Annotated in this window: 22 protein-coding genes; 9 read left to right on the top strand and 13 right to left on the bottom strand. The window is 27.5% G+C overall.

The window, feature by feature from the left end; all coding sequences use genetic code 11:
* Nucleotides 1–49 precede the first annotated feature (49 nt).
* From LPB137_RS10840 to folE, 5 genes are read left to right on the top strand one after another with little or no spacing between them, the layout of a single operon-like run.
* Complete coding sequence (locus tag LPB137_RS10840; RefSeq protein ID WP_076087926.1) at nucleotides 50–937, top strand: hypothetical protein; 888 nt, start codon at nucleotides 50–52, stop codon at nucleotides 935–937.
* Entirely contained in the window at nucleotides 915–1,586 is a 672-nt protein-coding gene (locus LPB137_RS10835) for a hypothetical protein (RefSeq protein ID WP_076087924.1), read from the top strand. The genes LPB137_RS10840 and LPB137_RS10835 overlap by 23 nt, the downstream gene beginning before the upstream one ends.
* On the top strand, nucleotides 1,579–2,934 hold the full coding sequence (locus tag LPB137_RS10830) for a GspE/PulE family protein (protein ID WP_076087922.1): 1,356 nt from the start codon (nucleotides 1,579–1,581) through the stop codon (nucleotides 2,932–2,934). Before LPB137_RS10835 ends, LPB137_RS10830 begins: the two co-directional genes overlap by 8 nt.
* Entirely contained in the window at nucleotides 2,934–4,127 is a 1,194-nt protein-coding gene (locus LPB137_RS10825) for a type II secretion system F family protein (protein ID WP_076087920.1), read from the top strand. The genes LPB137_RS10830 and LPB137_RS10825 overlap by 1 nt, the downstream gene beginning before the upstream one ends.
* Before the next feature lie 12 nt (nucleotides 4,128–4,139).
* Nucleotides 4,140–4,712, top strand: a complete 573-nt coding sequence (gene folE, locus LPB137_RS10820; RefSeq protein WP_076087918.1) for a GTP cyclohydrolase I FolE — start codon at nucleotides 4,140–4,142, stop codon at nucleotides 4,710–4,712.
* 39 nt (nucleotides 4,713–4,751) lie between these two features.
* On the opposite strand, the gene mgtE is transcribed toward folE, so the two are convergent.
* Nucleotides 4,752–6,104: a magnesium transporter gene (gene mgtE / locus LPB137_RS10815; protein ID WP_076087916.1), complete on the bottom strand. Its 1,353-nt coding sequence runs from the start codon at nucleotides 6,102–6,104 to the stop codon at nucleotides 4,752–4,754.
* A gap of 12 nt (nucleotides 6,105–6,116) precedes the next feature.
* Nucleotides 6,117–7,304: a peptidoglycan DD-metalloendopeptidase family protein gene (locus tag LPB137_RS10810; protein ID WP_076089353.1), complete on the bottom strand. Its 1,188-nt coding sequence runs from the start codon at nucleotides 7,302–7,304 to the stop codon at nucleotides 6,117–6,119.
* A gap of 78 nt (nucleotides 7,305–7,382) precedes the next feature.
* On the opposite strand from LPB137_RS10810, the gene LPB137_RS10805 reads away from it, so the two are divergent.
* On the top strand, nucleotides 7,383–8,345 hold the full coding sequence (locus LPB137_RS10805) for a L,D-transpeptidase family protein (RefSeq protein WP_228144664.1): 963 nt from the start codon (nucleotides 7,383–7,385) through the stop codon (nucleotides 8,343–8,345).
* 65 nt (nucleotides 8,346–8,410) lie between these two features.
* Nucleotides 8,411–10,624, top strand: a complete 2,214-nt coding sequence (purL, locus tag LPB137_RS10800; protein ID WP_076087914.1) for a phosphoribosylformylglycinamidine synthase subunit PurL — start codon at nucleotides 8,411–8,413, stop codon at nucleotides 10,622–10,624.
* A 46-nt stretch (nucleotides 10,625–10,670) separates the two neighbouring features.
* Here purL and LPB137_RS10795 read toward each other — a convergent pair whose 3' ends face one another.
* The 11 genes from LPB137_RS10795 to LPB137_RS10745 all read right to left on the bottom strand — a co-directional run bounded on the left by LPB137_RS10795 (nucleotide 10,671) and on the right by LPB137_RS10745 (nucleotide 20,862).
* A complete protein-coding gene (locus LPB137_RS10795; RefSeq protein ID WP_076087912.1) occupies nucleotides 10,671–11,120 on the bottom strand; it encodes a hypothetical protein in 450 nt (149 codons plus the stop codon).
* Nucleotides 11,121–11,128: 8 nt separating this feature from the next.
* Nucleotides 11,129–11,767 (bottom strand): ABC transporter ATP-binding protein, encoded by a 639-nt coding sequence (locus tag LPB137_RS10790; protein ID WP_076087909.1) that lies wholly within the window; start codon nucleotides 11,765–11,767, stop codon nucleotides 11,129–11,131.
* A gap of 1 nt (nucleotide 11,768) precedes the next feature.
* Entirely contained in the window at nucleotides 11,769–12,674 is a 906-nt protein-coding gene (locus LPB137_RS10785; RefSeq protein WP_076087907.1) for a NapH/MauN family ferredoxin-type protein, read from the bottom strand.
* Between the two features lie 24 nt (nucleotides 12,675–12,698).
* Nucleotides 12,699–13,193, bottom strand: a complete 495-nt coding sequence (locus LPB137_RS10780; RefSeq protein ID WP_076087905.1) for a c-type cytochrome — start codon at nucleotides 13,191–13,193, stop codon at nucleotides 12,699–12,701.
* Entirely contained in the window at nucleotides 13,190–13,795 is a 606-nt protein-coding gene (locus tag LPB137_RS10775; RefSeq protein WP_076087902.1) for a c-type cytochrome, read from the bottom strand. Before LPB137_RS10775 ends, LPB137_RS10780 begins: the two co-directional genes overlap by 4 nt.
* Nucleotides 13,792–14,535 (bottom strand): 4Fe-4S dicluster domain-containing protein, encoded by a 744-nt coding sequence (locus LPB137_RS10770; RefSeq protein ID WP_076087900.1) that lies wholly within the window; start codon nucleotides 14,533–14,535, stop codon nucleotides 13,792–13,794. Before LPB137_RS10770 ends, LPB137_RS10775 begins: the two co-directional genes overlap by 4 nt.
* Before the next feature lie 10 nt (nucleotides 14,536–14,545).
* Nucleotides 14,546–15,757 carry a nitrous oxide reductase family maturation protein NosD gene (locus LPB137_RS10765; RefSeq protein WP_076087898.1) on the bottom strand — a complete coding sequence of 404 codons (1,212 nt, stop codon included), beginning with the start codon at nucleotides 15,755–15,757 and terminating at the stop codon, nucleotides 14,546–14,548.
* Between the two features lie 8 nt (nucleotides 15,758–15,765).
* Complete coding sequence (locus tag LPB137_RS10760) at nucleotides 15,766–16,551, bottom strand: cytochrome C (RefSeq protein WP_076087896.1); 786 nt, start codon at nucleotides 16,549–16,551, stop codon at nucleotides 15,766–15,768.
* Nucleotides 16,552–16,727: 176 nt separating this feature from the next.
* A complete protein-coding gene (gene nosZ / locus LPB137_RS10755; protein ID WP_076087894.1) occupies nucleotides 16,728–19,325 on the bottom strand; it encodes a Sec-dependent nitrous-oxide reductase in 2,598 nt (865 codons plus the stop codon).
* Nucleotides 19,326–19,531: 206 nt separating this feature from the next.
* Entirely contained in the window at nucleotides 19,532–20,026 is a 495-nt protein-coding gene (locus LPB137_RS10750; protein ID WP_076087892.1) for a nitrous oxide reductase accessory protein NosL, read from the bottom strand.
* A gap of 8 nt (nucleotides 20,027–20,034) precedes the next feature.
* A complete protein-coding gene (locus tag LPB137_RS10745) occupies nucleotides 20,035–20,862 on the bottom strand; it encodes an ABC transporter permease (protein WP_076087889.1) in 828 nt (275 codons plus the stop codon).
* 164 nt (nucleotides 20,863–21,026) lie between these two features.
* Between LPB137_RS10745 and purH the strand changes: the two genes are divergently transcribed.
* Nucleotides 21,027–22,559 (top strand): bifunctional phosphoribosylaminoimidazolecarboxamide formyltransferase/IMP cyclohydrolase, encoded by a 1,533-nt coding sequence (purH, locus tag LPB137_RS10740; RefSeq protein WP_076087887.1) that lies wholly within the window; start codon nucleotides 21,027–21,029, stop codon nucleotides 22,557–22,559.
* Between the two features lie 107 nt (nucleotides 22,560–22,666).
* Nucleotides 22,667–25,267, top strand: coding sequence for an ABC transporter substrate-binding protein (locus LPB137_RS10735; RefSeq protein WP_228144663.1), 2,601 nt, complete (start codon nucleotides 22,667–22,669; stop codon nucleotides 25,265–25,267).
* Nucleotides 25,268–25,286: the final 19 nt, after the last annotated feature.

Raw genomic sequence — 25,286 nt, 5'->3', positions numbered from 1 at the left:
AATTTTTTTATTATAAAGTAACTTATAAAATTATTTTAAGTTGGTTTATATGGAAAATATTGCAAAAGATTCTGATATAAGAAGTATCATAATTGATGTTTCACAAAAAATATTAGAAAAAAATATTAAAAAATTTGTATATACTTCTTTAAAGTTAAATAATATAAATTACAATTCTTCAAATACTATTTATTGTATTTTCCTTGAATATTCAAATCAATACCAAATCTTCATTTTTGATAATAAATTTAAATATATGATATTTGAATTGTTGCATACAAAAAAAGAAGTATCAACTGAATTTACTCTTTATATAACAAAAGATTCTTTTGTTATATTTCAAAAAAACAAAATTTATACCTACCAAAAAATTAATCAAGAATATTCTCAAAATGAACTCTTAAAGTATATAAATAAAAATTTTAATATCACAATTAAAAATGTTGTTCACTTGGATGATTTTGAAATTGAAAAGATAATAGAAAAGAATTTAATATCTTCAAATATTTCGAATTTAAAGAATATTAATGAAAAAAGTAAAAAAGTTTTTCTTTTGTATTTGTCTTATATATTTGTATGTATTGGTGCCTCAGTAGGTTATAAAAACTATGAAGAGCTTTCCTATACAAAAGATATTCAAAAGAAACAAGAGATCATAAAAAATGAATACTTAAAAACTTTAAAAACTCTAAAATTTAAACCTTATGAAGAAGAGTACAATAAACTAATAAATACTGTTAGTAAATATGGATTAGAATTAATTTCATTAAATTATACAGGTACTCACATGAAGATAAAAGTACAGTCAAAAGATAAAAATAATATATATTTATTTTTAAAGTATTACCAAAAGAATTTAGTATCTAATAGTATTAGCGAAGTAAGTTCAAAAAAAATATTTACAAGTATTTTAAATGTTAAAATCAATAGTAAATAGTTACTGTAAAAGTAGTAATAAAGTTAAATTACAATTATTTATATTACCTCTATTTTTTGTTTATTTCTACCTTTATTTTTATGTAGATTACAATACTAAATTAATAAGATCAAATGAATATAATTTAGAATCTCTTAAAAATAAAAAGTTTAATAAATCATATCTTAAAATTATAAATGATCTACAGAAGTATCTAGCTTCTAGCAAAATAAAAATAGACTTTATTGATTATAAGAATAATAATTTACTTATTAAAGGTAAAACTTCTATTTTAAAAATCAAAGATCTTATAAATAAACTAGAAAATCTAAATAATTATTCAAATATTAGTTTATTAAATATTTCAAAAACGAAAAATCTAAATATTTATAATTTTGAGATTAATACTGAATTTAAAAAATATTATTTGAAAAAGAAACAAAAGAAAGTAAGTTCTGAAATTAAGTCAAAAAAGGTTGAAAAAGAAATTAGAAAAACTAATAATAAACTTGAATTAAAAGCAATTGTTGCAAATCATATTTTAATAAATAGTACTTGGTATAGCCTAAATGATGAAGTTTTAGATTATAAAATCACAGAGGTTCAAAAGAATAGGGTTCTTTTAACTAATAAAGATAAAAAAATAAATTTAAGGTTACATCATGAATAATATTCTTATAGATTACAAACTATTTAAAACTTATGATAAGGAATATTTTCTAAAAAATAAAATTGTTCCTATTTGTGAAAATGATATTTCATTAGACTTCTTCGTTTGTAAAGAATCAAAGCTATTAAACATAAATAATGATTTTAATAAAGTATTAAAATTCAAACAAATATCTACTAATGAATTACTATTTTTATTAAGTTTTCTTGATATAAAAATGACTTTATTTGAACTCTCATGTAAAGCAATAGATAAAATTAATAGTAATGATAAACATATAGAAAACTTTATAGAATGCTTAATAAACTTTTCAATTATCACACGAGCAAGTGATATTCATATTGAAGAGTTTAATGATCTTGTATTATTTAGATTTAGAGTTGATGGAAAGTTAAAGATTTTTTTCTCTTTTAATATTGAACTATTAAAAATAATTTCTTCTTATATAAAACTTATTGCAAACTTAGATATCACGCAAACAAGACTACCTCAAGATGGACGTTTTTCAATAAAAGTAGAAAGTGAGGTTTTTGACTTTAGACTCTCAACTATGCCTACAAGTCAATCTGAATCACTAGTAATAAGAATACTTGATAAGAAAAATATAAATAAATCCATTGAAGATTTAGGCCTATCTTCAGATGTATTTTTAACTTTGAAAAAAGCTTTAAAATTAACGCAAGGTTTATTACTAATTACAGGACCTACAGGTGCTGGTAAAACAACAACTTTATATTCAATCTTACAAGAATTAAATTCAGATGAAAAGAAGATAATAACAGTTGAAGATCCTATTGAATATAAAATTGATTCAATTTCGCAAATAGCTGTTAATTCAAAAGTAGGGTTGAGTTTTGAAGTCATATTAAAAAATATTTTAAGACAAGACCCTGATATTATTTTCATTGGAGAAATTAGAGATAAGTTTTCATTAGATATCGCACTGCAAGCTTCATTAACTGGACATTTAGTTCTAGCTAGTATTCATTCAAATAATGCAGTTGAAACTATTTCAAGGCTTATGGATTTAAATGCCGATCCTTTTTTAATCTCAAGTACTTTAAAACTAATACTTGCTCAAAGATTAGTATTAAATTATTGTAAATATTGTGAAGCAAAAGGCTGTGAAAAGTGTAATTATACAAAGTATTATGATAGGTCATGTATAGCAGAAGTTTTAAATATAGACGAAAATATATCTTCAATGATTTTTAAAAAAGAAGATATTAATAAAATCAAACAATATCTAAAAACTATTAATTTTAAAACAATTATGGATGATGGAAAAATGAAAGTATCCTTAAATATTACATCAATGGATGAAGTTTTTAAAGTTGTAAATTATTAATGAAAAAATATAGATTAACCTTTGAAAATAGTAAAGGAATACAAAGAAAAGATATTAATACTAGTGATATCTCAAAAGAAGAATTACCTTCAAATATAATTAGTATCAAAGAAATTAAAAATTTAGATTTTCAAAATTTATTTGATAATAAAAAGCAAATAAAAGACAAACATTTAATAAATGTTTTTTATGAATTAAACCTTATGCTTTCATCAAATATGACTCTTCTTGATAGTTTGAATATTTTGATTAAAAATAGAAAAGATAAAACAATTTTATCTTTTTTAAATACATTAAAAACCTCACTAACAAGTAATAGTAAAATCTCTAAAGAATTAGAAATTTACAAAATAAATTATTTAGTAGGTTCTTTTTTTGATATTTCCCAAGACAATGGTAATATTAATGAAAATATTAAAGCTTTGTATGAACTTTTAAAAGAATCAAATGAAATAAAAAAGAATTTTATAAAAGCTATTACTTATCCTATAATTTTACTAATAAGTTTTTTCTTTTCATTAATATCAATTTTTTATTTTGTAATTCCAAAATTTAAATTAATATTTGAACAATCAACTACAGAACTTCCTCTTGCTACAAAAGTATTATTGCAAGTTCAGTATTTATTTGAAAACTATATAGTTTTAATTCTTAGTATATTTCCTTTAGCATATTTTATATGTTATTTGTTTTATAAAAAAGATGAAAGATTTAAATATTTTATTCACAAACTACTAGTGAAAAAAATATTTCTAGTGAAAGACATTTATTTGAATATGCAGTTGTACAAGTTCTTTTTACTTTTAGATATTATGCTTAAATCTAAATATGAATTTCACAAATCTTTTATCTCATCAAAAGTTTTAATTAAAAATAAATACCTTTTAGATAAAATGTCGCTTATTGACAATTTACTACAAAATGGTAAAGGAATAAGTCATTCTTTTAAAAAAGCTGATATTTTTAATGATATTGCTTTAAACCTGATTAATACAGGGGAATTATCTAATTCTTTAGACATTACAGTAGCTGAAATAAAGAAGATATATAAAAATAGATTTAATGAAAAAATCAATTTATTAACATCTATTATTGAGCCATTTTTTTTACTTGGTATTATGAGTTTAATTCTGTGGATTGTTCTTGCAGTTTTTGTACCAATTTGGGATATGGGGAATATGATAAAAGGTTAAAGGAAATATTTTATGGATAAAAATGAAGAGTTCGAAAATTCTATTAAAAAGATATTAGAACATGTTGGAGAAGACCCAAGTAGAGAAGGGTTATTAGATACTCCAAGTAGAGTAAGAAAATCACTAGAGTTTTTATGTAGTGGGTATAAAGAAGATCCAAAAGAAATCTTACAAAAAGCACTTTTTACTTCAACAAATGATGAAATGGTTGTAGTAAAAGATATAGAATTTTATTCTCAATGTGAACATCATATGCTTCCAATTATTGGTAAAGCACATGTTGCATATATTCCAAATGGAAAAGTTGTTGGACTTTCTAAGATTCCTAGAGTTATTGATGTTTTTGCAAGACGATTACAAATTCAAGAGCAATTAACAGAGCAAATTTGTGATGCTTTAAATGAGCATTTACAACCAAAAGGTGTAGCAGTTATGATTGATGCAAGACATATGTGTATGGAAATGAGAGGTGTTCAGAAAATTCGTTCTACTACAGTTACTTCAGCACTTAGAGGTTTATTTAAATCTAATAAAAAAACTAAAGATGAGTTCTTATCTATAGTTTCATCTTCATTAACAAAATAAAAATATTTATAACAAAGAATTAAAATTCTTTGTTATTTTTTATAATAAGATCACTTTTGCAAGCATTAAAAAAGAGAAGAAACCAACAATATCTGTTACAGTTGTAAGTAAAACTGTACTTCCAATAGCTGGGTCTATATCAAACTTTTTAAGAATTAAAGGTATTGATGCTCCAAAGAAACCAGCAGAGAATAAGTTTAAAATCATTGACAGACCTATTACAAGACCTAAAAGTTTTTCATCAAACCAAACCCAAGCAATCACACCCATAATAATAGCAAATAGTAAACCATTAAATAAAGCTATTATTACTTCTTTTTTAACGGCATCTCTTGCGTGTTCAAGTTCAATATTACCTAATGCTAACTGTCTAACCATAACTGCTAAGGTTTGTGTTCCTGCATTTCCACCCATTGATGCAACAATTGGCATTAAAATTGCAAGTGCTACATAAGCTTGAATTGTTTCATCAAAAATACCTATGACTAATGAAGCTAAAATTGCAGTTCCAAGATTTAAACATAACCACATTGCTCTTTTTTTAGCAGTTGCGAAAAGATTATCTTCATGCTCAAAGTCATCATCAACTCCAGCTAGTTGGTACATTTGTTCTGTCGCATTTTCTTCAATTACATCTAAAATATCATCAGATGTAATTCTTCCCATTAGCATATCTTGATATCCTACAACTGCAACTACATTTAAATCATATTTCTCAAACTTTTTTGCAACATCATCAATATCATCTTTATCTTGAACAACAAAAGGACTAAACCTATTTTCATCATATTCACTTAAAACTTCTGCATAAGTTTTTTTAAAATCAATAATAATTAAATCTTCAAGTAAGATTGAAGCAATTAGTTTTTTATCATCATTTACTATAAATACCTGATGGATATTTTCTAGTTCATCTCGTGCTTTTCCTTCTGTTAGTCTATCTAGTGAAGCTTTTATTGTTTCATTTAAGTTTGCAGAAAAAAGCTCAGTCTGCATATACGAACCAGCTTGATCTTCTTCATAAGTTTTAAGCCAGTCAATTTCTTTTTGATCTTCTGCTTCTAATCCATCATAAATTTCTTTTGCTTTTTCTTCATCGAACTCTTCAAGCTCTTGGATAATATCAGTTTGATCATCAGATTCAAGCTCATCAACAGCTTCTGTTAATTGTTCAATTGTAAGTTCAGAGTAAGCATTTTCTCTTAAGTTTTCAGGTAACTCAAGTAGTACCTCTCCTAAGATGTCATCTGGAAGTTTTTTTAAAACGAAGAAAAAGTCATCTTCGCTATGTTTTTCAATTTTCTTTAGACTATTTGCAATATCACTTGGATGTAAGTTCTCAAGTTCTTCTAAAAGTTTACTAGGGTCTTTTATAATTTGATCTTGAGGCATGAACTTTTATCCTTATATTTTTTTTACATCACTTTTATATGTAAGTCTATCTAATCTTGTAGCTTTTTGTCTATTTTCGCTTTGCATTTCTGATTTAAATTTATCAGTTATCTTTTTTGAATTAGCTAAGAATGTAGCTTTATGTTTTCCACTTAAACCATTTGTTTTAGGTCTTCTTATTACTTTTAAAGGATCAACAGCTTTACCATTTTTATAAACACCTAAATGTAAATGTGGTCCAGAACTAAGTCCTGTACTTCCAACATATCCAATATGTTGACCTTTTTTAACATTTGCACCTCTTTTTAGACCTTTTCTAAATCCATTTTGGTGAGCATATAGAGTTTTATAGCCATTTCTGTGGTTTATAATAATAGTATTACCATATCCACCTCTACGACCTTTAAATTCAATTCTTCCGTCACCTGCTGCGTATATTTTTCTTCCTCTAGGCGCTGCAAAATCTGTACCTAAGTGAGCTCTATATCTCTTTAAAACAGGATGCCATCTTTTTTTAGTAAAAACACTTGAAATTCTTTTGTAAGTTAAAGGTATTTTGAAAAAGTATGTTTTTGTAAAACCTTTTCCTTTTTCATCATAATATTTATCATCTTTATTATTTTTTATTCTATAATATTTTTTACCTCTAATTTCAACCATTGCCGCATCTAACTCAGGCAATCCATGTGGACGTCCAAGAAGACTTTTCTTTGTATATTTTAATGCAATAAAATCACCTTTTTGCATTTTTCTAAAATCAACTATACCTTTAAACAATGATTTTAATTGAAGAGCAAGAGCAACATCTCCTGTAGCTTTTTGGATATCATGTGAAACTGAAACTGTTACAGGAATTGCAACTGTCTCATTATATTCTACATAGTTTATTGGTAAAGTTTGAAATTTAAAAGTCCCATCACTTTCTTTATAAATATGTAATTGAATATCTTCTGATACTGGTATTAAAACTTGATTAAAACTTTCGTCATCATTTAAATAAAGATAAAATCTTTTATCTGCAACAATTTCTGAACATAATTCTTTATCTTCTTTTTCAAGATCGAAATATAATTTTTGGGGAATAGCATATTTTTCTAAAAATGTTAGAAAGCTTTCTCCTGAAGGCCATGGAATTTCTTTAACTTCTGCAGAGTGCAAAAGGTTAAAAAATATAATAATAGATAAGATGATTTTTTTCACTGTTAATTCACTTTTTATTAAAAAATTAGAACAAGTATTATACAATTGCGCAACTTAAAAAATAATATGGAGATACAATTGAATAAAATCATAATTTTATTATGTATGGTTATTAATATTTTTGCAAATGATTTAGTGAATTTATATAGACTTCAAGGGCTTTCAGCTGTAGAGAAACAACTTGAAGATAGCTTAAAAGATAAAAAATATTGGGATAATTACTTAGAAAATAAAAATGTAGATTTAGGTTATTATGAAACAAAAAAATATGTAATATTAACACACAAAGAAAAATCTGAATTAGAACTTTATGAAATCAATGATAATCAGTCTAGTTTAATAACTAGAAATAGTGTAATTGTAGGTGAAAAAGAAGGTGATAAATATTTAGAAGGTGATAAAAAGACTCCTGAAGGTGTATATGAATTAACAAGTAAAAAAACTAATTTAGACCAGTTTTATGGACCTCTTGCTTTAGTTACATCATATCCTAATAGGTTTGATAGAACTCTAGATAAAAAAGGTTATGGTATTTGGATTCATGGAATGCCTTTAAAAAATGAAGAAAGAGAGAAATATACAAGAGGATGTATCGCTTTAGATAATCCTGAACTTGAAAAACTTGATAAAAATATAGATTTAGATAACGCACTTTTATTAACTAGTGACAAAGAATTTGAAAAAGCTAAAAAAGAAGAAATTTCATTAATTCTTTCTTCTATTTTTAAATGGAAAGATTCTTGGAAAAAATCTGATATAAAAAGTTATTTGAAATATTACTCGCCTGAATTTAAAAAAGATGATGGAAGTGATTTTCAAAAATTTTCAAGATATAAAAAAAGAATTTTTTCTAAAAGAGAAAGAAAAAAAATTAGATTTTCAAATATAAGTATCACACCTTATCCAAACTCTCTAAATAAGCGTATGTTTAAGATACTAATGGATCAAAAATATGTAAGTCCAACTGTAAATTTTAACGGTAAAAAAGAACTATTTTTAGAAATAGTTAATAATGAAGTTAAAATTTTAGTAGAAGGTTAAAAGTAAATTTAACCCTTTTTTAGATATACTCGCCTTAATTATAACTACCATATTTAAGGCTAAAGATGCAAAACAAAGACATGAATTTAGAAGAGTTAGCACTTGCTCACTCTTTAACACTTGAAGAATTAGATAATATCAAAGAAATTTTAGGAAGAGAACCAAACTATGTAGAAATTGGTATCTTCTCTGCTATGTGGAGCGAGCATTGTTCGTATAAATCAAGTAAAAAATACTTAAATGGTTTCCCAACTAAAGCCCCATGGGTTATTCAAGGTCCAGGTGAAAATGCTGGTGTTATTGACATTGGTGATGGCTATGCTGCTGTGTTTAAAATGGAATCACATAATCATCCTTCGTTTATTGAACCTTACCAAGGTGCTGCAACTGGTGTTGGTGGAATTTTAAGAGATGTATTTACAATGGGTGCACGTCCTATTGCTAATATGAACTCAATTAGATTTGCTGGAATTGAAGGTGATTCAGAAATTGCACAAAAACATAGATTTTTATTAAGAGGTGTTGTTTCTGGTATTGGTGGATACGGTAACTGTATGGGAGTTCCTACTATTGGTGGTGAAACTACATTTGAAGAGTGTTATGCTGGAAATAATCTTGTAAATGCCTTTACTTTAGGACTTGCAAAAGCTGATGAGATTTTCTTAGGTCTTGCAGAAGGTGTTGGAAATCCAGTTATGTATGTAGGTTCAAAAACAGGTCGTGATGGATTAGGTGGAGCTGTTATGAGTTCTGCATCATTTACAGAAGATAATGAATCAAAAAGACCAACTGTTCAAGTTGGTGATCCTTTTACTGAAAAACTTCTTTTAGAAGCTTGTTTAGAATTATTTAAAGCTGATTTAATTATTGGTATTCAAGATATGGGTGCTGCTGGACTTACTTCATCTTCATTTGAAATGGCAGGAAGAAGTGAATCTGGAATGATTATGCATTTAGATAAAGTTCCAGCACGTGAAGAAGGAATGACTCCTTATGATTTTATGCTTTCTGAATCTCAAGAGAGAATGCTTATTTGTGCAAAAAAAGGTAGCGAACAAGCTATTATTGATATTTTTGAAAAATGGGAATTAGATGTTGCTGTAATTGGTGAAGTTACAAATACTGGAAATATGGAATTATTCTGGCATGGTGAAAAATGTGCAGAAGTTCCAGTTCAACCAGTATCTGAACAAGCTCCTATTTTAGATAGACCAGTTGCAAAACCAGCATATTTAGATGGACTTGATGAAATTAAACTTGATAGAGAAATTTCAAATCAAGCTGCATTTGATGATTTATTCTCTGATATGGAAGTAGTTGACAAGTCTTGGGTTTATTCTCAATATGATTCAATGGTTCAAACAAATACAATCAAAGGACCTGGTTCGTTAGATGGTTCATCTATTAGAATTAAAGAAACAGATAAAGCTTTAGCTATGTCTGCTGATTGTAATACAAGATTATGTTATATTGACCCTGAATTAGGAGCAGCAGCAGCTGTTATGGAATCAGGAAGAAATGTAGCTATGAGTGGTGCAACACCAAAAGCAATTACAGATTGTCTTAACTTTGGTAATCCAGAAAATCCTGAAGTAATGTGGCAATTTGCTGCTTCTTGTGAAGGAATTAAAACAGCTTGTAAAGAGCTTGATACTCCAGTAATTGGTGGAAATGTTTCATTATACAATGAAACAAATGGTGTTGGTGTTTTCCCAACTCCTTCAATTGCAATGGTTGGTGTTAATGATGATGCAAACAAAGTTTTACCTTCTTGTGTTCAAAATGAAGGAAATGTTTTATATATTTTAGGAGATACTAAATCTGAGTTTGGTGGATCTTTATATATGAAAAAAATGTATTCAGTAGTAGCTGGTTCTCATCCTGAAGTAAATTATACAAATGAATTAAAACTTTGGGATACAGTAATTGAAGCAAATAAATCTTCATTATTAGAAGCTGCAAAAGATGTTAATGTTGGTGGTATTGCAATTGCATTAGCTAAAATGGCAGTAGTTGGAAAACTTGGAGTTGAAGCTAGTATTTCTTTAGATGATTCAAAAGATATTTTCTCTGAATCTTTAAGTAGAGCTATTGTTGAAGTAAAACCTGAAAACTGCGCAGCATTTGAAAAATTAGCTGATAGTAAAAATATTGATTGCTCTAGACTTGGTTTAGTGCAAGGTGATAAAATTTCTATCAATGATATTTATAAAGAGTTGGATGCTGCATCTGATACTTACTTTAATAAATTTAAAAGAGTAATTGAACAAGATTTATAGTTCTAATCTCTTTTAAAGTAGTAGCATTTTAAGTATGCTACTACTTTTATCTTCCTATTTTTAATACTCTTTTTTCAACTTCTTCAAAATCAATAATTTCTAGACCTTCTTGAATTGTATCTTTACTTTCATGAGCTCCAAAACCATATGCCATTGGTGTTACGTTCATAGTGTCATAAAAAGCTGTTCTTGCATTTATCCATTTTGATGTTTTAATATCATTTATCCAAATAATTGCTTGATCTTTCCATTTTATATCTTGGTCTTTAAACCATAATATAGTACAACCAATATCATCAAAGACATGGTGTTCAGATGTGTTTGGATTTTCTATTTGAACCGTTTGATTTCTATCACTTACAACCATTATACATCTAGCACACATATCTCTATCCCAATGAATTTCATGTACGCCTGTATGAACTTTTTTTTCACAAGAAGTTAATGAGAGTAAAAGAGTAAAGATAAACAAAGCTTTTAATAATTTTTTATTCATATTGGTTCCTATACAATTTCATCAGATACAATTTTCCCTAAGTCCATATATATCTGTCTATTTACAATTTCTTTAACTTCATCAAGCCTATGAGTTACAAAAAGAAGAATCTTTTCATCTTCATTTTGTTTTAAAAGTCTATAAAAATCATCACGTGCTACTGGATCTAAGTTTGCCGTTGGTTCATCGTAAATTATAATATTGCTTTTTTTAGCAAGGGAAATTGCAATTAACATTTTTTGTTTCATTCCACCTGATAGTTTAAAAAATGATTTATTTAAGTTTGCTTTTAAATCTAATTTCATCTCATTTGCATAATGCATAATTAATTCTTTATCAACGTTTGAACTAGCTTCTATATACTGAATTAATTCATTAAGATTTAATTTAATTGGAGGTGGAAGTTGAGGCACAAAAGAAATTTTGTCTAATACTTCAATTCTTTGTTTAATTGGGTCCATACCATTTATTGATACATTCCCTGAATTTGGATGATAGTATCCTAAAATAGATCTAATAAGTGTAGTTTTACCTGCACCATTTGGTCCCATTAATGCTATATATTCATTTTTATTAAATTCAATACTTACATCATCTAATGAAATATGAGATGCAAACTTTTTTGTTAGATTTGAAACTTTTATCATTTTATACTAAACCTTTTAATCTAAAATCGAATTTTAATGCATCTGCATGACATACATCGATACATCTACCACATAAAGTACAATCAGCACCTGTTACATATTGAGTTTTTATACCTTTTTCTTCTCTTTGTTTATCATATTTTGCTTTTGTTAAATCTAATACTTGATTTTCAAAGCATACATCATGACAAACCATACAATGGTCACAATTATCATTCCATTGAACTCTAAGTGCACTTACTTTTCCAATATAGCCATAAGTTGTTCCAATTGGACATACATATGTACACCAAGCACGACGAGAGAAAAATACTTCAATTAAAAATACTACTAATACCCAGCCTAAAGCTAAAGACCAACCATAAGTAATAAATCTACTTAATATTCCTACAACATTAAAAGTTTCAAATACTAAATAACCACTTGTAGCTGCCATAATCAAAAACATAAACCAAAAAACATGTCTAATTCTATGATCAAATTTTCTTTCTTTAATTATCTTCTTATTTATTAAAGTATTATGAATTTTTTCGCCAATCTCACTAATAATTCCATAAGGACAAACCCATGAACAATAAGTCTTTCCTCCTATAAAAATGTAAAAAAGTACAATTGTAGACGTCCCTATAATTACATTTATAGGCATATGATAAGTAGATAAAAAAACTTGTATAGTTGTAAAAGGATCAATTAAATGAAATCCTAAAAACCTTGAACCATTGAGTGTTCCTTCTAAAGCTTGTATATCTATTGCAAATGATAAGAAAAACAATAAATGAATTGATATAACTACAATCCATCTTTTCATTCTATATGAGAGAAATGTTTTTCCTTCTTTTGTTTTATCAAAAAATGTTGAGAAGAATGTTGTATTTTTTATTGTTGCTCTTGTATTCCATTTATCCATTTTTAATTTCCTAACAGCAAATTGCTATTTTTCTAAAGCATCTCTTCTTGCTTTGAATTGAGAGATTTCTTTTGCATACTCTTTTAAATCTTCCTCTGATAAGTTTATTAGTAAACCTTTCATAATAAGATTCTCTTTTCTACCTGCTTTAAAATCAACTAAATCTTTGTATAACGTTTCTTCAGATTGTCCAATAAGTTTTGGACCCATCAACTTCTTGCCATTTTGTAATCCTGAGCCATCACGCCCATGACATGAAGCACATTTACTTTTATAGTTATTACTTACTGTAAACATTGAATTACTCCCAGCTTTATCTCTTAAGGCCTTAATTTTGTCTTCTTCAATATTTTCATTTTCTTTTGGAAGTGATGCTTTTACTGAATTATTATCTAAATATTTCATATCTTCAATAATTTTTCCAGCTTCTCCACCTTGAAAAGCTCTTCCATTAGTATATGTATAGGCCATTAGTCCTAAAACTATTATTGTTGAAATTACGGCTATTATATTTTTCATTTTAACTCCCTAATTTGTTTGTTAAATTCATAAATTTCATCTGCTATTTTTCTAATCTCTTCCTTTGACATTTGATTAACTAATCCTGTCATTAGCACATTTGCATTTTTATCATTTTTAAATTTACTAATGCTTTGAAAAATTGAATCTGCGTCTTTTTCTAATAATGAAGGTCCTATTATTCCATTTGCATAATCGTTGTGACAAGCTGAACATTTTACGATAAAATCTTTACTAAGACTTTTTACTAAAAGTGAAACTTTTATCTTTTCATAAGGACTTCTAACATGCATATTCGCATCTAGTTCAGTTCTTGGTTTAACTCTTATTTTTGCATCTTCATTTGCAGGTTTTGAATTTGGGTCGTAAGCTGTCTTTACACCATTATAATTAAAGTAATAAGTTTCATTTTTATTGTTTTCTTGTTTCTTTTCTTCAACTTTTATTTCTTTAATATTTTTATTTTCTTCAACTTCAATTTTCAATGGTGTTTGTGCTATTGCTTCTTTTTTATTTGAAGTCTCTTTTTCTTCTTCTTTTTTTTCTGAACAACCTAAAATAAGTATAATAATGGCTGTAGTAAATAGTATTTTTTTAATCACGCTTTTATTCCTTTAACATAATAATCTTCATAAGTTAATCTAGGTTTGACTACAATAGCAGGCTCATTTGCTGGACATAACTCTTCACAAACTCCACATCCAATGCATCCTTCATAAACTTCAGGTTTCTTTCCATTACCACTGCCTATCATAGAAATAGCACTTAGTGGATTAGGTATTGGACACATATCTGCACAAATAGTACATTGTTTGCCTTCAAACCCATCTAGCTTTTCTAGCATATCTTTTTCAAGTTGGGTTACATTTCTTTGGCTATTTGTAAAATCATGAATCTTTTTACTATGACCTTTTGGAACAGGTGTATTTGTAATTGCGATACATTTATTGGGAAATTCTAATACGGCAATTCCCATTTTTATATCTTCAGGTTTTTCACAACTATGGTCAAGTGCACCACTTGGACATGCTAACACACAAGGTACTGCTGTACAAGCATAACAACCACGCTCTAAAGCATCTATATACGGAGTACCAACACCATGCCCTTTTGCCATATCAGCAAGCTTAATTGAATGATATGGACATACTTGTAAACATTGACCACATTTAATACAAAGAGCTAAAAACTCTTTTTCTGAAACTGCACCAGGTGGTCTTAGTTTCATTTGTGCTTCTAATGCGTAGGGGCTTATTATAATTCCTCCACCTAGTGCAACTCCTAATATTCCTAAAGTAGAAAACTTAATAAAATCTCTTCTGTCTTTTTTTATTTCTGCCATAATTAAATCCTTACATCTTTAATTTTGGTTTTGGGTCTTGCATTAAAAATGCAGGCTGTGAAAAAGGTGCTAGTTTTGCTAAAAAATTTAATAGTGTAATTACAGGTGAACCATAAAAAAACTTTACGTCTTTATTATACATCCAAAGTTGGTCTGCATATTGATAGACTTTATGGGGAGTATCTCCTATATTATCTGCATTTTTATCAAAACCTTCATAGTTATCCCAGTAATTACCCTCTATATCATTCTCATCTGTTTTTGCACCTCTACTATCATTGATAATATCTTCGATATTACCTAAGATAGTATTTCCTTTAATTACATTATTTTCACTAAGTGAGTGAAAATGTATAGCTTCTGAGTTATATAGAATTTTGTTATTTTCAACCCAGTTTTTAGAATCAGGTTCAAATGGCGATCTATCTATATAAATACCTTGTGCATTGTAAATAACTGTATTATCTTTTAATGTAAAATTTGATACATCTTTTAAGCCAATACCCATTCCCGTTGCTCCTAAAGAACTCTTTATTATATTTCCTGTTGCAATTGTGTCTTTACTATACATAAAGAAAATCCCAACTGAATTGTATTGATAAGTATTATTTCTAACAAAATTTTTACCTGCATACATAAAATGAAGTGAGTATCTATTATATTCTCCAAAATTATCAGAAATGTCATTACCATGAGAATACCAGACTACCATATCTCTTGATTTAATAACTTTATTATTTTTTACAATATTGTCATTTGAATACCAAAGTCTTAATCCATCACCTCTTAAACCTAATTCTAGATCTTTTGAAGTAATGTAGTTATTTGAAATAATAGAATTATTTGTCATTGCAACATCTATTCCAAATAGTGAATCTTTTATAATACAATTTGAAATTTCTGATTGTTTAGAGTTTGATAATTTGATTGCTGCATCAATTTTATCGTGTCTATTTCCACTATTAACAATTGTTAGATTTTTTAATGTCACATAAGGGCTTTTTATTTCAACTACTGTGCCTGTACCTTCACCATTTATAATAACTCCGTCTTCTTTTCCTATAATTGAAATAGGTTTATTAATAATAATTGAACCATTATAAACTCCCTTAGGTAACTTTAGTATTGAGCCTTCTGCTGCTTTATCTATAGCATCTTGCAAAATACCTGCTATTAGGAAATTAAATGATAATAGACATAGAGTTAGAATTATTTTATACATAAAAAACCTTAGTTATTATCTGTTTCTCTTATAGCTTTGTTTTTAGCTAAAATTGCTAAAAGACTAAAAATACCAATTGCAAGTAAAAGATAAAACCCAATACTAGGATAAGAATGTGTTGTAAACTGTGCAATTTTCCCATCACCAAAAACAGTAGGCATAAAAGGTTTAATTTTAAATGCACCCCAATCATGAAGATTGTGACCAAACCAATATAACCAATATGAGTAATCAGCTATAAAAAGTAATGGTAGTGCTGCTGGAATTATCATGATTTTTGTTAAAATCTTTTTGTCATAAATAATAAAGAATATCATTAATAATGATAATCCTAAAAGCGCATAAATACCAATTTCTCGTTCAAATTGGCCACCTCTCCACATTGGATCCATTCCAACATAGTGATTAATTGTATTCATTTCATGAACTTCACCTGAAAAACCATCAAAGTGGAAATATACAGGAATACCTTCTGGAAATGCTTTCTTAGGATAGTTTGGGGCTTCTAATGAACAAGACCAAATAGGAAGAGAAGCTACACCTATTTCTGAAGATGTATCAATCATTTTTAATAAATCATTATGAGCTTCTTTTGGAGTTGTTGTACTTTTGTATTTACCTTGATTGTAAAGGTTCCATATCTTTATTGCCATTGGTGATATCTCATCTATTTTTTCATCATGTATTTTGTTTAATGTTCCGTGAAAAGCTATCATTGGAAATGTAAATGAAATAGTCATAATAATAAGAGCAAGACTAGCAAATATTTTTGCTTTTATAAAACTTGGATGCATTTGATTATCCTTTCTTTTTAAGTTCTAATATATAAGCTATATTTATAAATCATAAATTAGAACTAAGTATAAATATAGATTATCGTAAATGTAAATTTTTGGTATTGATACTTATCAATAAAAAAAGGAAGAATATGATAATTCTTCCTTTTTAATCACTCTAATAAGTTGAAATCCTAGAAAAGGTTTGCATTTTCATCAATCCATTTTAAGTATTCAATAATATCTTTTGTTTCTTTTTCACTCATATTTTGATTAGGCATTTTCATTTTGAAATAATCAATCATTCCTTCAATGTATGGATCTTCATACATACTTTCTGGATCCATAATAAATTTACTAACCCATGTCTCACCATTTTCATGTCTTTGTAAAACTCCTGTTAAATCAGGACCTGAAGAAACTTTTCCAATTACGTGACAACCATTACAACCACCTTCAGCAAATGCAGTTGCACCTCTTGCTGCTGCGGCACTTTGTTCAGTTGCAATTTTTGTAACTAATGTATCTTTTGCTCTAATACCAACATCAGCAGTTTTAACCATTAATTGCCAAATCATACCTTCATGTAAAACAGCTTTTTCCATATTTCCAGCTTTAACTGCTTCATCAGATTTTTTCTTTTCAGCAGGAATTTGTCCATATTGGTCAAAAGCATCTGTAACTAAATCAGCAACAATTTTATGATCACCAAATTTATTATCTTTTAGGAATTTAACTACTGATTGGATAACTGTATCTGTTGCTGCATTTACTGCAACAGCTTTATCATATTCAGCTTTTAATTCTTCTGGACTCATAGTTTTCATTTTCATTTTTTGAGCACTTACATATTTTTTGTTAGGATCTTTAACCATCATATATCCCATCATTTCTAAGTGAAGTGCAGAACAAAATTCTGTACAATAGTAAGGGAAAACACCCTCAATATCTGCAACAAATTCCATTGTTGTAGTTTCACCTGGTTCTAATGATGCATGTTGATCAAAGCCACCAATTGTAAATCCATGTGTTTCATCTTGAGCTCGTTCTAGATTTGTCATATGGAAAGTAACTAAATCGCCTTTATTAACTGTAACTCTTTCTGGGTTAATATGTGATCTTACTAATGTAGAGTAAACTGTTACATGGTTTCCATCTCTTTCAATTCTTTCTTGACCTGCTAATGTTTTACCAATATGTTGTTTACCAGTTTTACTATTTGTACCCATTTTATATCTTACATGTGGGTGTAGTTTTTCTGCTCTAATACCAACTGCTTGATGTGGTTCACCTAAAGGTAAAGGCATATCTACAAGTAAATCCATTGTTTTCCCAGAAATATCAATTAACTGGTGATTTTGTGGATGTAAAGGACCAACATTTTGGAATCTATCAATTGCAAGTTTATTAAGTGCAATGATGTACTCACCTTGAGGATCAGCAGTTTTACCTTCCATACCTGCTAAGTGACCAATGTTGTAGTGAACATTCTCTTTATCTAAAACTTTTAAATCTTTAAAATTCCATTTAACAACTTGTGAATCAACATATAATGAAGTATACACTTCTCCATCTACTGGCGAATATTGATTATGTAAAGGGCCAAGTCCTAATTCAGCTTGTCCATGTAAAGATTTTTTCATATCTAAGATTGGAATACCATATGGATCTTTACCAATATATTCTTTGTTATCAATTTGTTTTTTAATTTTTGTGAAATCATAAACTGATGCATGAGTATCTAATTTCCCACATACAATTAAATATTGACCTGTTGGATCAACATCAACACCATGCGGTGATTTTGGTTCAGGAATTAAAAATAAGGCATCATTTTTAACTGCAATATCCATAGGAATAATATTATGTCCATTTACTACTTTTACATTTTTTGGATCTTTAGCAACTTCTGCTAGTTTTTGCCAGTTATACACATGTAAGAAGTCTGTATCATTTCTAGACATACCCGCTTCATTTGGTGGATTACCTACTTCAATCCCACCTGTATACATTTCTGTATTAAAAGAGTTTGTAAATCCCCAACCGTAACTAATACCTTTACCAGCATCAGATAAATCTTGATGGTAAGGAGGCATTTCGATTGTATAAGAATCTTTTGGTTTAATTCTACCAATCTTATGGTCGAATTTCCACATTGTAACACCACCTCTATATGACTCTTTATAGTCATCTATTGCATGGTAGTTGTTATCATAAGGTGCTGCGTATTGCGATGCTTCAATAATATATTCAGAATTTGGAGTAAAGAATGCTCCTCCATGATTTGATTTAAAAACAGGATTAGGAACTATCTGTTTTGTTTCAAAATCTTCTAAGTCAATTACAGCAATTCTTGGATTAGCTTTATCATTAATAGCTAACCATTTACCATCATATTTTCCATCAATTTCTGAAAGTGCAGGGTGATGAGTATCTCCCCAATTGATTTCTCTACCTCTTATGTTTCCTTGTCTTAATACAGCTAATGAATCTTTATCATAACCATATCCTTGCCAAGGTTCAGGTGTAAATACACCAATATATTTTAAAATCCTCATTGAAGGAACACCATAAACAATTACTTGTCCACTTTGTCCACCTGAAGAAAAAATTACATATTTATCTTTAACCCCTGTTGGATTATATGTTTTCGCTGCACGAATAACATCTTGTTCTGATAAACCTCTATCTTTCATTACTTTTGAAAGTTCACCCTCAGCTGCATTAATTGCAGTTACAGCTAAAGCTGAACCTATAAGTAAAGAAGAAATTTTACTAAGCATTGGTTTCATCTTAAAACTCCTTTCCATGTGTATTAGGTTCTTTAATAATTTCTATTAAAAATCTTTACTAATTTTAACTGTAAGAGTTGTTTTGAAAAATGATATAGGTCAAGAAAGTGTTAATTAAGTGTTAATTTTTATAAATTTAGAAAGAAATTTATAAATTTAATGTTTCAAAGAGTAACAAAATATAACCTTTAGTAAGAAACTAAAGTTTATATTCTACCATTTAGAAGTCTAATTAGTGCATTTGAGACTTCACTAAACCTAAATATTCTTCTTCCATTATTTGAAACTTTAAAGTTTTTGGCATCTTCAATGCTACTAAATGAAACTAAATCATCACCGGCAGGTGATATTTTATTTGAACCATATATAAAATATGCTTTTTTTGCATCAATTATTTTATGTGATTTAAAATCAGTAACAAGTATATCTTCCATATCATCAACTGTTTTTACATTAAATTTTTTCCATTTATTTTTATTAAAATAAAACTCAAACATAGATTTAGGAGAGCTGAAAAAAGCTTCCTTTTTATTTGAAAAATTAATTTTTGATGCCCAAGCAGGATTTTTATATATTTTTAATTTTCTTATTTCACCACTTGTTTCTTTTGTAAAGTTAATTGTAAGTTTATCACTTGCAAAACTTGAACTTGTAAGTAGTATGCTTGATATTAATAATGTTTTTAATAGTTTTTTCTTCATAGTTTCCCTTATACTAAATCTTTTTTTGAAAATATTCTAAATCCTAACATTGCAAAACCAATTCCTAATAATATAGGATAAAGAATAGAAAATAAAACAAATGTCGACTGCTTAAATGTATCTAAGATATAAAAAGCAACAGGTCCCATAACAGTTAATTCAGGATCAAAAAGTGAAATTGCAGCAACTCTAAATATTTCCATAGGATTAGCTAGTGCAATTGCAATTATCATTGACTCTTCAAATCTGTTTTGCATCATTAAAGATATTAAAGCTATATCAATAAATGCAAGTAAAAATATCCAAATAAAAAATGAAATCCCAAGTGCTACTTCACTTGATTTAACGAAAGAGGATATAAAAAATGCAATTCCTAGAAAAGCAGAAGATAATGCAAACAATAAACCTGTATATAAAAAGAATATTTCCCAAGGAATTGAAGCTCCAATTAATGCTCCATAGATAATTGCAATAAGCATTGCAAAAAATACTGGTAAAAAAACAGTAATAAACCTACCTAAAATCTTACCCCAATAATATTGTTTTAAGGAAATTGGAAAAGATAACATATATTCTAAGATATGATTATCTCTATCTCCTGAAATAGACCTTACAGTTGTTATTAGAATAAAAATAGGGAGTATTACAATAGTAACTTGAATATACATAAGTAATAATCTGCTTAATCCACTAAAACCCATAACCTGTGATTGTGTTACACCTGCTATAAAAAACAGTGCAATCATTCCACCAAATACTAAAGAATAAACTACAAACCATTTTGCTCGTAAGGACTCTTTTAAATCTAAATATGCGATAAGTGATAAATTTTTCATGTTAACCTTTTTCTTAAAAAAGATTTTAACATAGAACAATAATTAATAATGTTGATATATATCAATAGCAATAGTTTATTGTAAAAGCTAGTACTAACTAATTATTTTATATAATCGCATCAACAAAGATAAGTATTTAAAATATATCAAAGGGATAGATGTAAATGAGAGCATTAATTAGTGTAAGTGATAAAAGTGGTGTTGAAAATTTTGCAAAAGAATTAGTAACACTTGGGTATGAAATTATTTCAACTGGTGGAACATATAATAAGTTAAAAGAAGCTGGTATTGCTGTAATTGAAGCAAATGAAGTTACAAAGTTTCCAGAGTGTTTTGAAGGAAGAGTTAAAACTTTAAATCCATATATTCATGGTGGAATTTTACACAGACGTGATAAGCAATCACATTTAGACCAAGCAAAAGAATTAGGTGTTGAAGGTATTGATTTAGTATGTGTAAATCTTTATCCATTTAAAGCAACAATTGAAAAAACTGATGATTTTGAAGAGATTATCGAAAACATTGATATTGGTGGACCAGCAATGGTTAGATCAGCTGCTAAAAACCATGACTCTGTAATTATTGTTACTGATGTTATTGATTATGATGTAGTTTTAAACAATCTTAAAAATGACACTAACACTGCTGAATTCAGACGTGATATGATGATTAAAGCATATGAGCATACTGCTGCATATGATTCAATGATTGCAAATTATATGAACAAAAGATTTAATAACGGTATGGGTGCTAAACAATTTATCACGGGTGTTAAAGTATTTGATACTAGATATGGTGAAAACCCACATCAAAAAGGTGCATTATACGAATTTGATAATCACTTATCAAATAAATTTATCACTCTAAAAGGTGAAGCATCATTTAATAATATGGGTGATATCTCAGGTGCATCAAAAATTGCATCTGCTTTTGGTGATGACAATGCTGTTTGTATTGTAAAACATGGTAATCCATGTGGTTTTGCTATTAAAGATACTCTATTAGAATCTTATGAGCAAGCACTTAGATGTGACCCAATTTCTGCATTTGGTGGAGTTGTTGCTGTTAATGGTGTAGTTGATTTAGACTTAGCCATTAAAATGAATGAGATTTTCTTAGAAGTTGTGTTTGCAGCTGATTTTACAGCAGAAGCTGAAGCAGAGTTAAATAAAAAGAAAAGAATCAAATTATTTAAACAAGGTACAGCAAAATTAGAAATGGCAAATGATGCTTTTAACTTTAAAATTGTTGATGGTGGGTTTGTATATCAAGATGCTGACAAAGTTGAAGATGATGAAGTTAAAAATTCTGAGTTAAAATCAACTAGAACGGCAACAGAACAAGAACAAAAAGATATGGAAATTGCTTATAAAGTAGCTTCATTAACTAAATCTAACTGTGTTGTATATGTAAAAGATTCTGCAATGGTTGCTGTTGGTATGGGTATGACTTCAAGAGTTGATGCTGCAAAAGCTGCTTTAAGAAAAGCAGAAGACTTAGGTATTGATGTATCTGGTTCTGTATTAGCATCTGAAGCTTTTTTCCCATTTAGAGATAGTATTGATGCAGCGCAAGAAGCTGGTGTTAAATGTGTAATTGAACCAGGTGGTTCAATTAGAGATGACGAAATTATTGAAGCTGCTAATGAATTTGGTATGGCTTTATACTTCTCAGGGAAAAGACACTTCTTACACTAACAAATACAAAAAAAGATATCTTAAATAATTTTAAGATATCTGCTATATTTTAAATATAAATAAATATAACAAATGCTAAAGTATAAACTCACTATAAAGGATTATACTTGTTTATAAATTACCTAAAATCTTTATTTATCATTACTATATTTTTACCATTTACTTTACTTGCAAAAGATTTAAAACCTGTTACTATTCAACTTTCTTGGTTTAACCAGTTTCAATTTGCGGGTTACTATATAGCAAAAGAAAAAGGTTTTTATGAAGATTTGGGCCTTGATGTAACAATAAAACCTTTTGAATTTGGAATTAATATTCCAAAAGAAGTAAGCTTAGGTAATCTTGATTTTGCTGTAGGTAGAGAAACTTTATTATTAGAAAGAACAAGTAAACAAAAAATTGTTGCTCTTTATGCCCTTTTCCAAGCTACACCTTTAGTTTTATTAACTACAAAAGAATCGAAAATAGAGGTAGTAGAAGATTTTAAAGGTAAAACTATCATGACTACAATTGATGATGCTAGTGAAGTATCATTAAAATCTATGATTAGCTCTAATAGTATTAAATTTGATGATTTGAATTTTATAAAACACACTCATGATATTAATGATTTAATTAATAAAAAAACAGATGTTATTTCAGCATATTTATCGAAATCTCCTTTTGATTTAAAACAAAAAGGAATTGAATATAATGTTTTTGACCCTAAAATGTATGGTTTTGATATGTATAGTGATTTTTTATTTACAAGCGAAAAATTAATAAATGATGATATTGAAACTGTAGATAACTTTAAAAAAGCTTCTATAAAAGGGTGGAACTACGCTTTTTCAAATATGGATGAGGCTGCAGATTTAATTATTGAAAAATATAATGTTTCAAATTTAAGTAAAGAAGCCTTACTTTATGAAGCAAGAGAGCTAAAAAAATTAGCATATTTTAAAACTAGTCATTTAGGAGAAGTAAAAAAAGAAAAAATACAAAGAATATATGACTTATATAATGTAATGGGATTAACTACAGAAGCAATTGATATTGATGATTTTGTTTATTATGATAAAAAAATAGAGAACTTAAAGTTTACAGAAAAAGAAAAAAAGTATTTAGCAGATAAAAAAGAAATAAGAATATGTGCAGTTAAAAATTTTATGCCATATAGTAATTTTAAAGATAATAAGATAGAAGGTCTTATTTCTGATTATATGAAATTAATAGAAGAGAAAATAGGTTTACCTGTTTTTAGTGTTGCGACTAACTCTTTTGAAGAGAGTATAGAATTTATTAAAGATAAAAAATGTGAAGTAATACCTGCTTTAAGTAAAACTAAATATAGAGAAGAATTACTCAATTTTACGCAAACTTATGCTTATGTACCTCATGTATTAATTACTAAAAACTTTGTACCTTTTATCTCTAATATCAGAGATATAGAACAGAAGAAAATTGCAATAATTAAAGATTATTCAATTTTAGAAATAGTAAAAAATAAATATAAAAATATTCAAATAATTCCTGTTAAAGATTTAGATGAAGGATTAAGAAAAGTTCAGAATGGAGAAGTCTTTGGATTTATCGGTACTAATGCTACAACTTGGTATAAATTACAAACTGAATTTATTGATAATTTAAAAATTTCTGGAAAAATTGATGACGTAACTCGTATTAGAATGGCAATACAAAAAGAAGATGTGCAATTACAAAAAATATTAAATAAAATAGTAATTAATTTAGATGAAGAAACAAAAAATAGTATTCTAAATAAATGGCTAACAATAGAATATAAAAAAGAGTTTGATTTTACAGTTATATGGCAAGTAATTGCTGTACTTTCTATTCTTATTCTAGCTATTTTATACAAACAAAGACTATTAAAACAAATGAATAAATCATTAAGTTTAAAAGTCGAAGAGAAAACAAAAGAATTAATTTTAATTAATAATGAATTAGAACAAAGAATTAAAAAAGCTGTTGATGAAAATCTTAAAAAAGATAGGATATTATCTCAACAATCTAAAATGGCTGCAATTGGTGAAATGATGGAAAATATTGCACATCAATGGAGACAACCATTATCTTTAATTACTACTGGTTCAAGTGGCTTAAAAATAAAAAAAGAGTTAGATATTTTAGAAGATAAATTTATGATTGAAACTCTAGATTCTATCATACTTTCTGCCACAAGTTTATCTAGTACAATTGATGAATTTAGAGACTTTTTTAAGCCAACAAAAGAGAAAACAGAATTTTCTTTATTTGAATGCTGTAATAAAACATTAGATTTATTAAATTCAAAATTAAAAAATAAAAAAATAAAAGTACTTAAGGATATTGAATCAATTGATATAAAAGCATTTGAAAGTGAATTAATTCAAGTTATAATGAGTATTTTAAATAATTCAAGAGATGCATTTTGTGATGAAAAAGATGGAAAAAGATTAATATTTATTGATGTTTTAAAAGAAGGAAACGAGGTGTTAATTAAAATAAAAGATAATGCAGGTGGAGTAGGAAAAGATATTCTAGAAAAAATATATGAACCGTATTTTACAACTAAGCATAAATCTCAAGGTACAGGAATTGGGCTTTATATGTCAAAAGAGATTATTGATAAACATATGAATGGTAAAATTGAATCTGATAATAAAAAATATATTTATGATGATATTGAATATAAAGGTTTAGAAACAGTAATTACTTTACCTTTATAAATTAAAAGTTTGTCAAATA

Origin of the sequence: Poseidonibacter parvus (assembly GCF_001956695.1) — a bacterium.
Classification (GTDB): Bacteria; Campylobacterota; Campylobacteria; order Campylobacterales; family Arcobacteraceae; genus Poseidonibacter; species Poseidonibacter parvus.
This window is presented reverse-complemented; position numbering and strand designations above follow the sequence as displayed.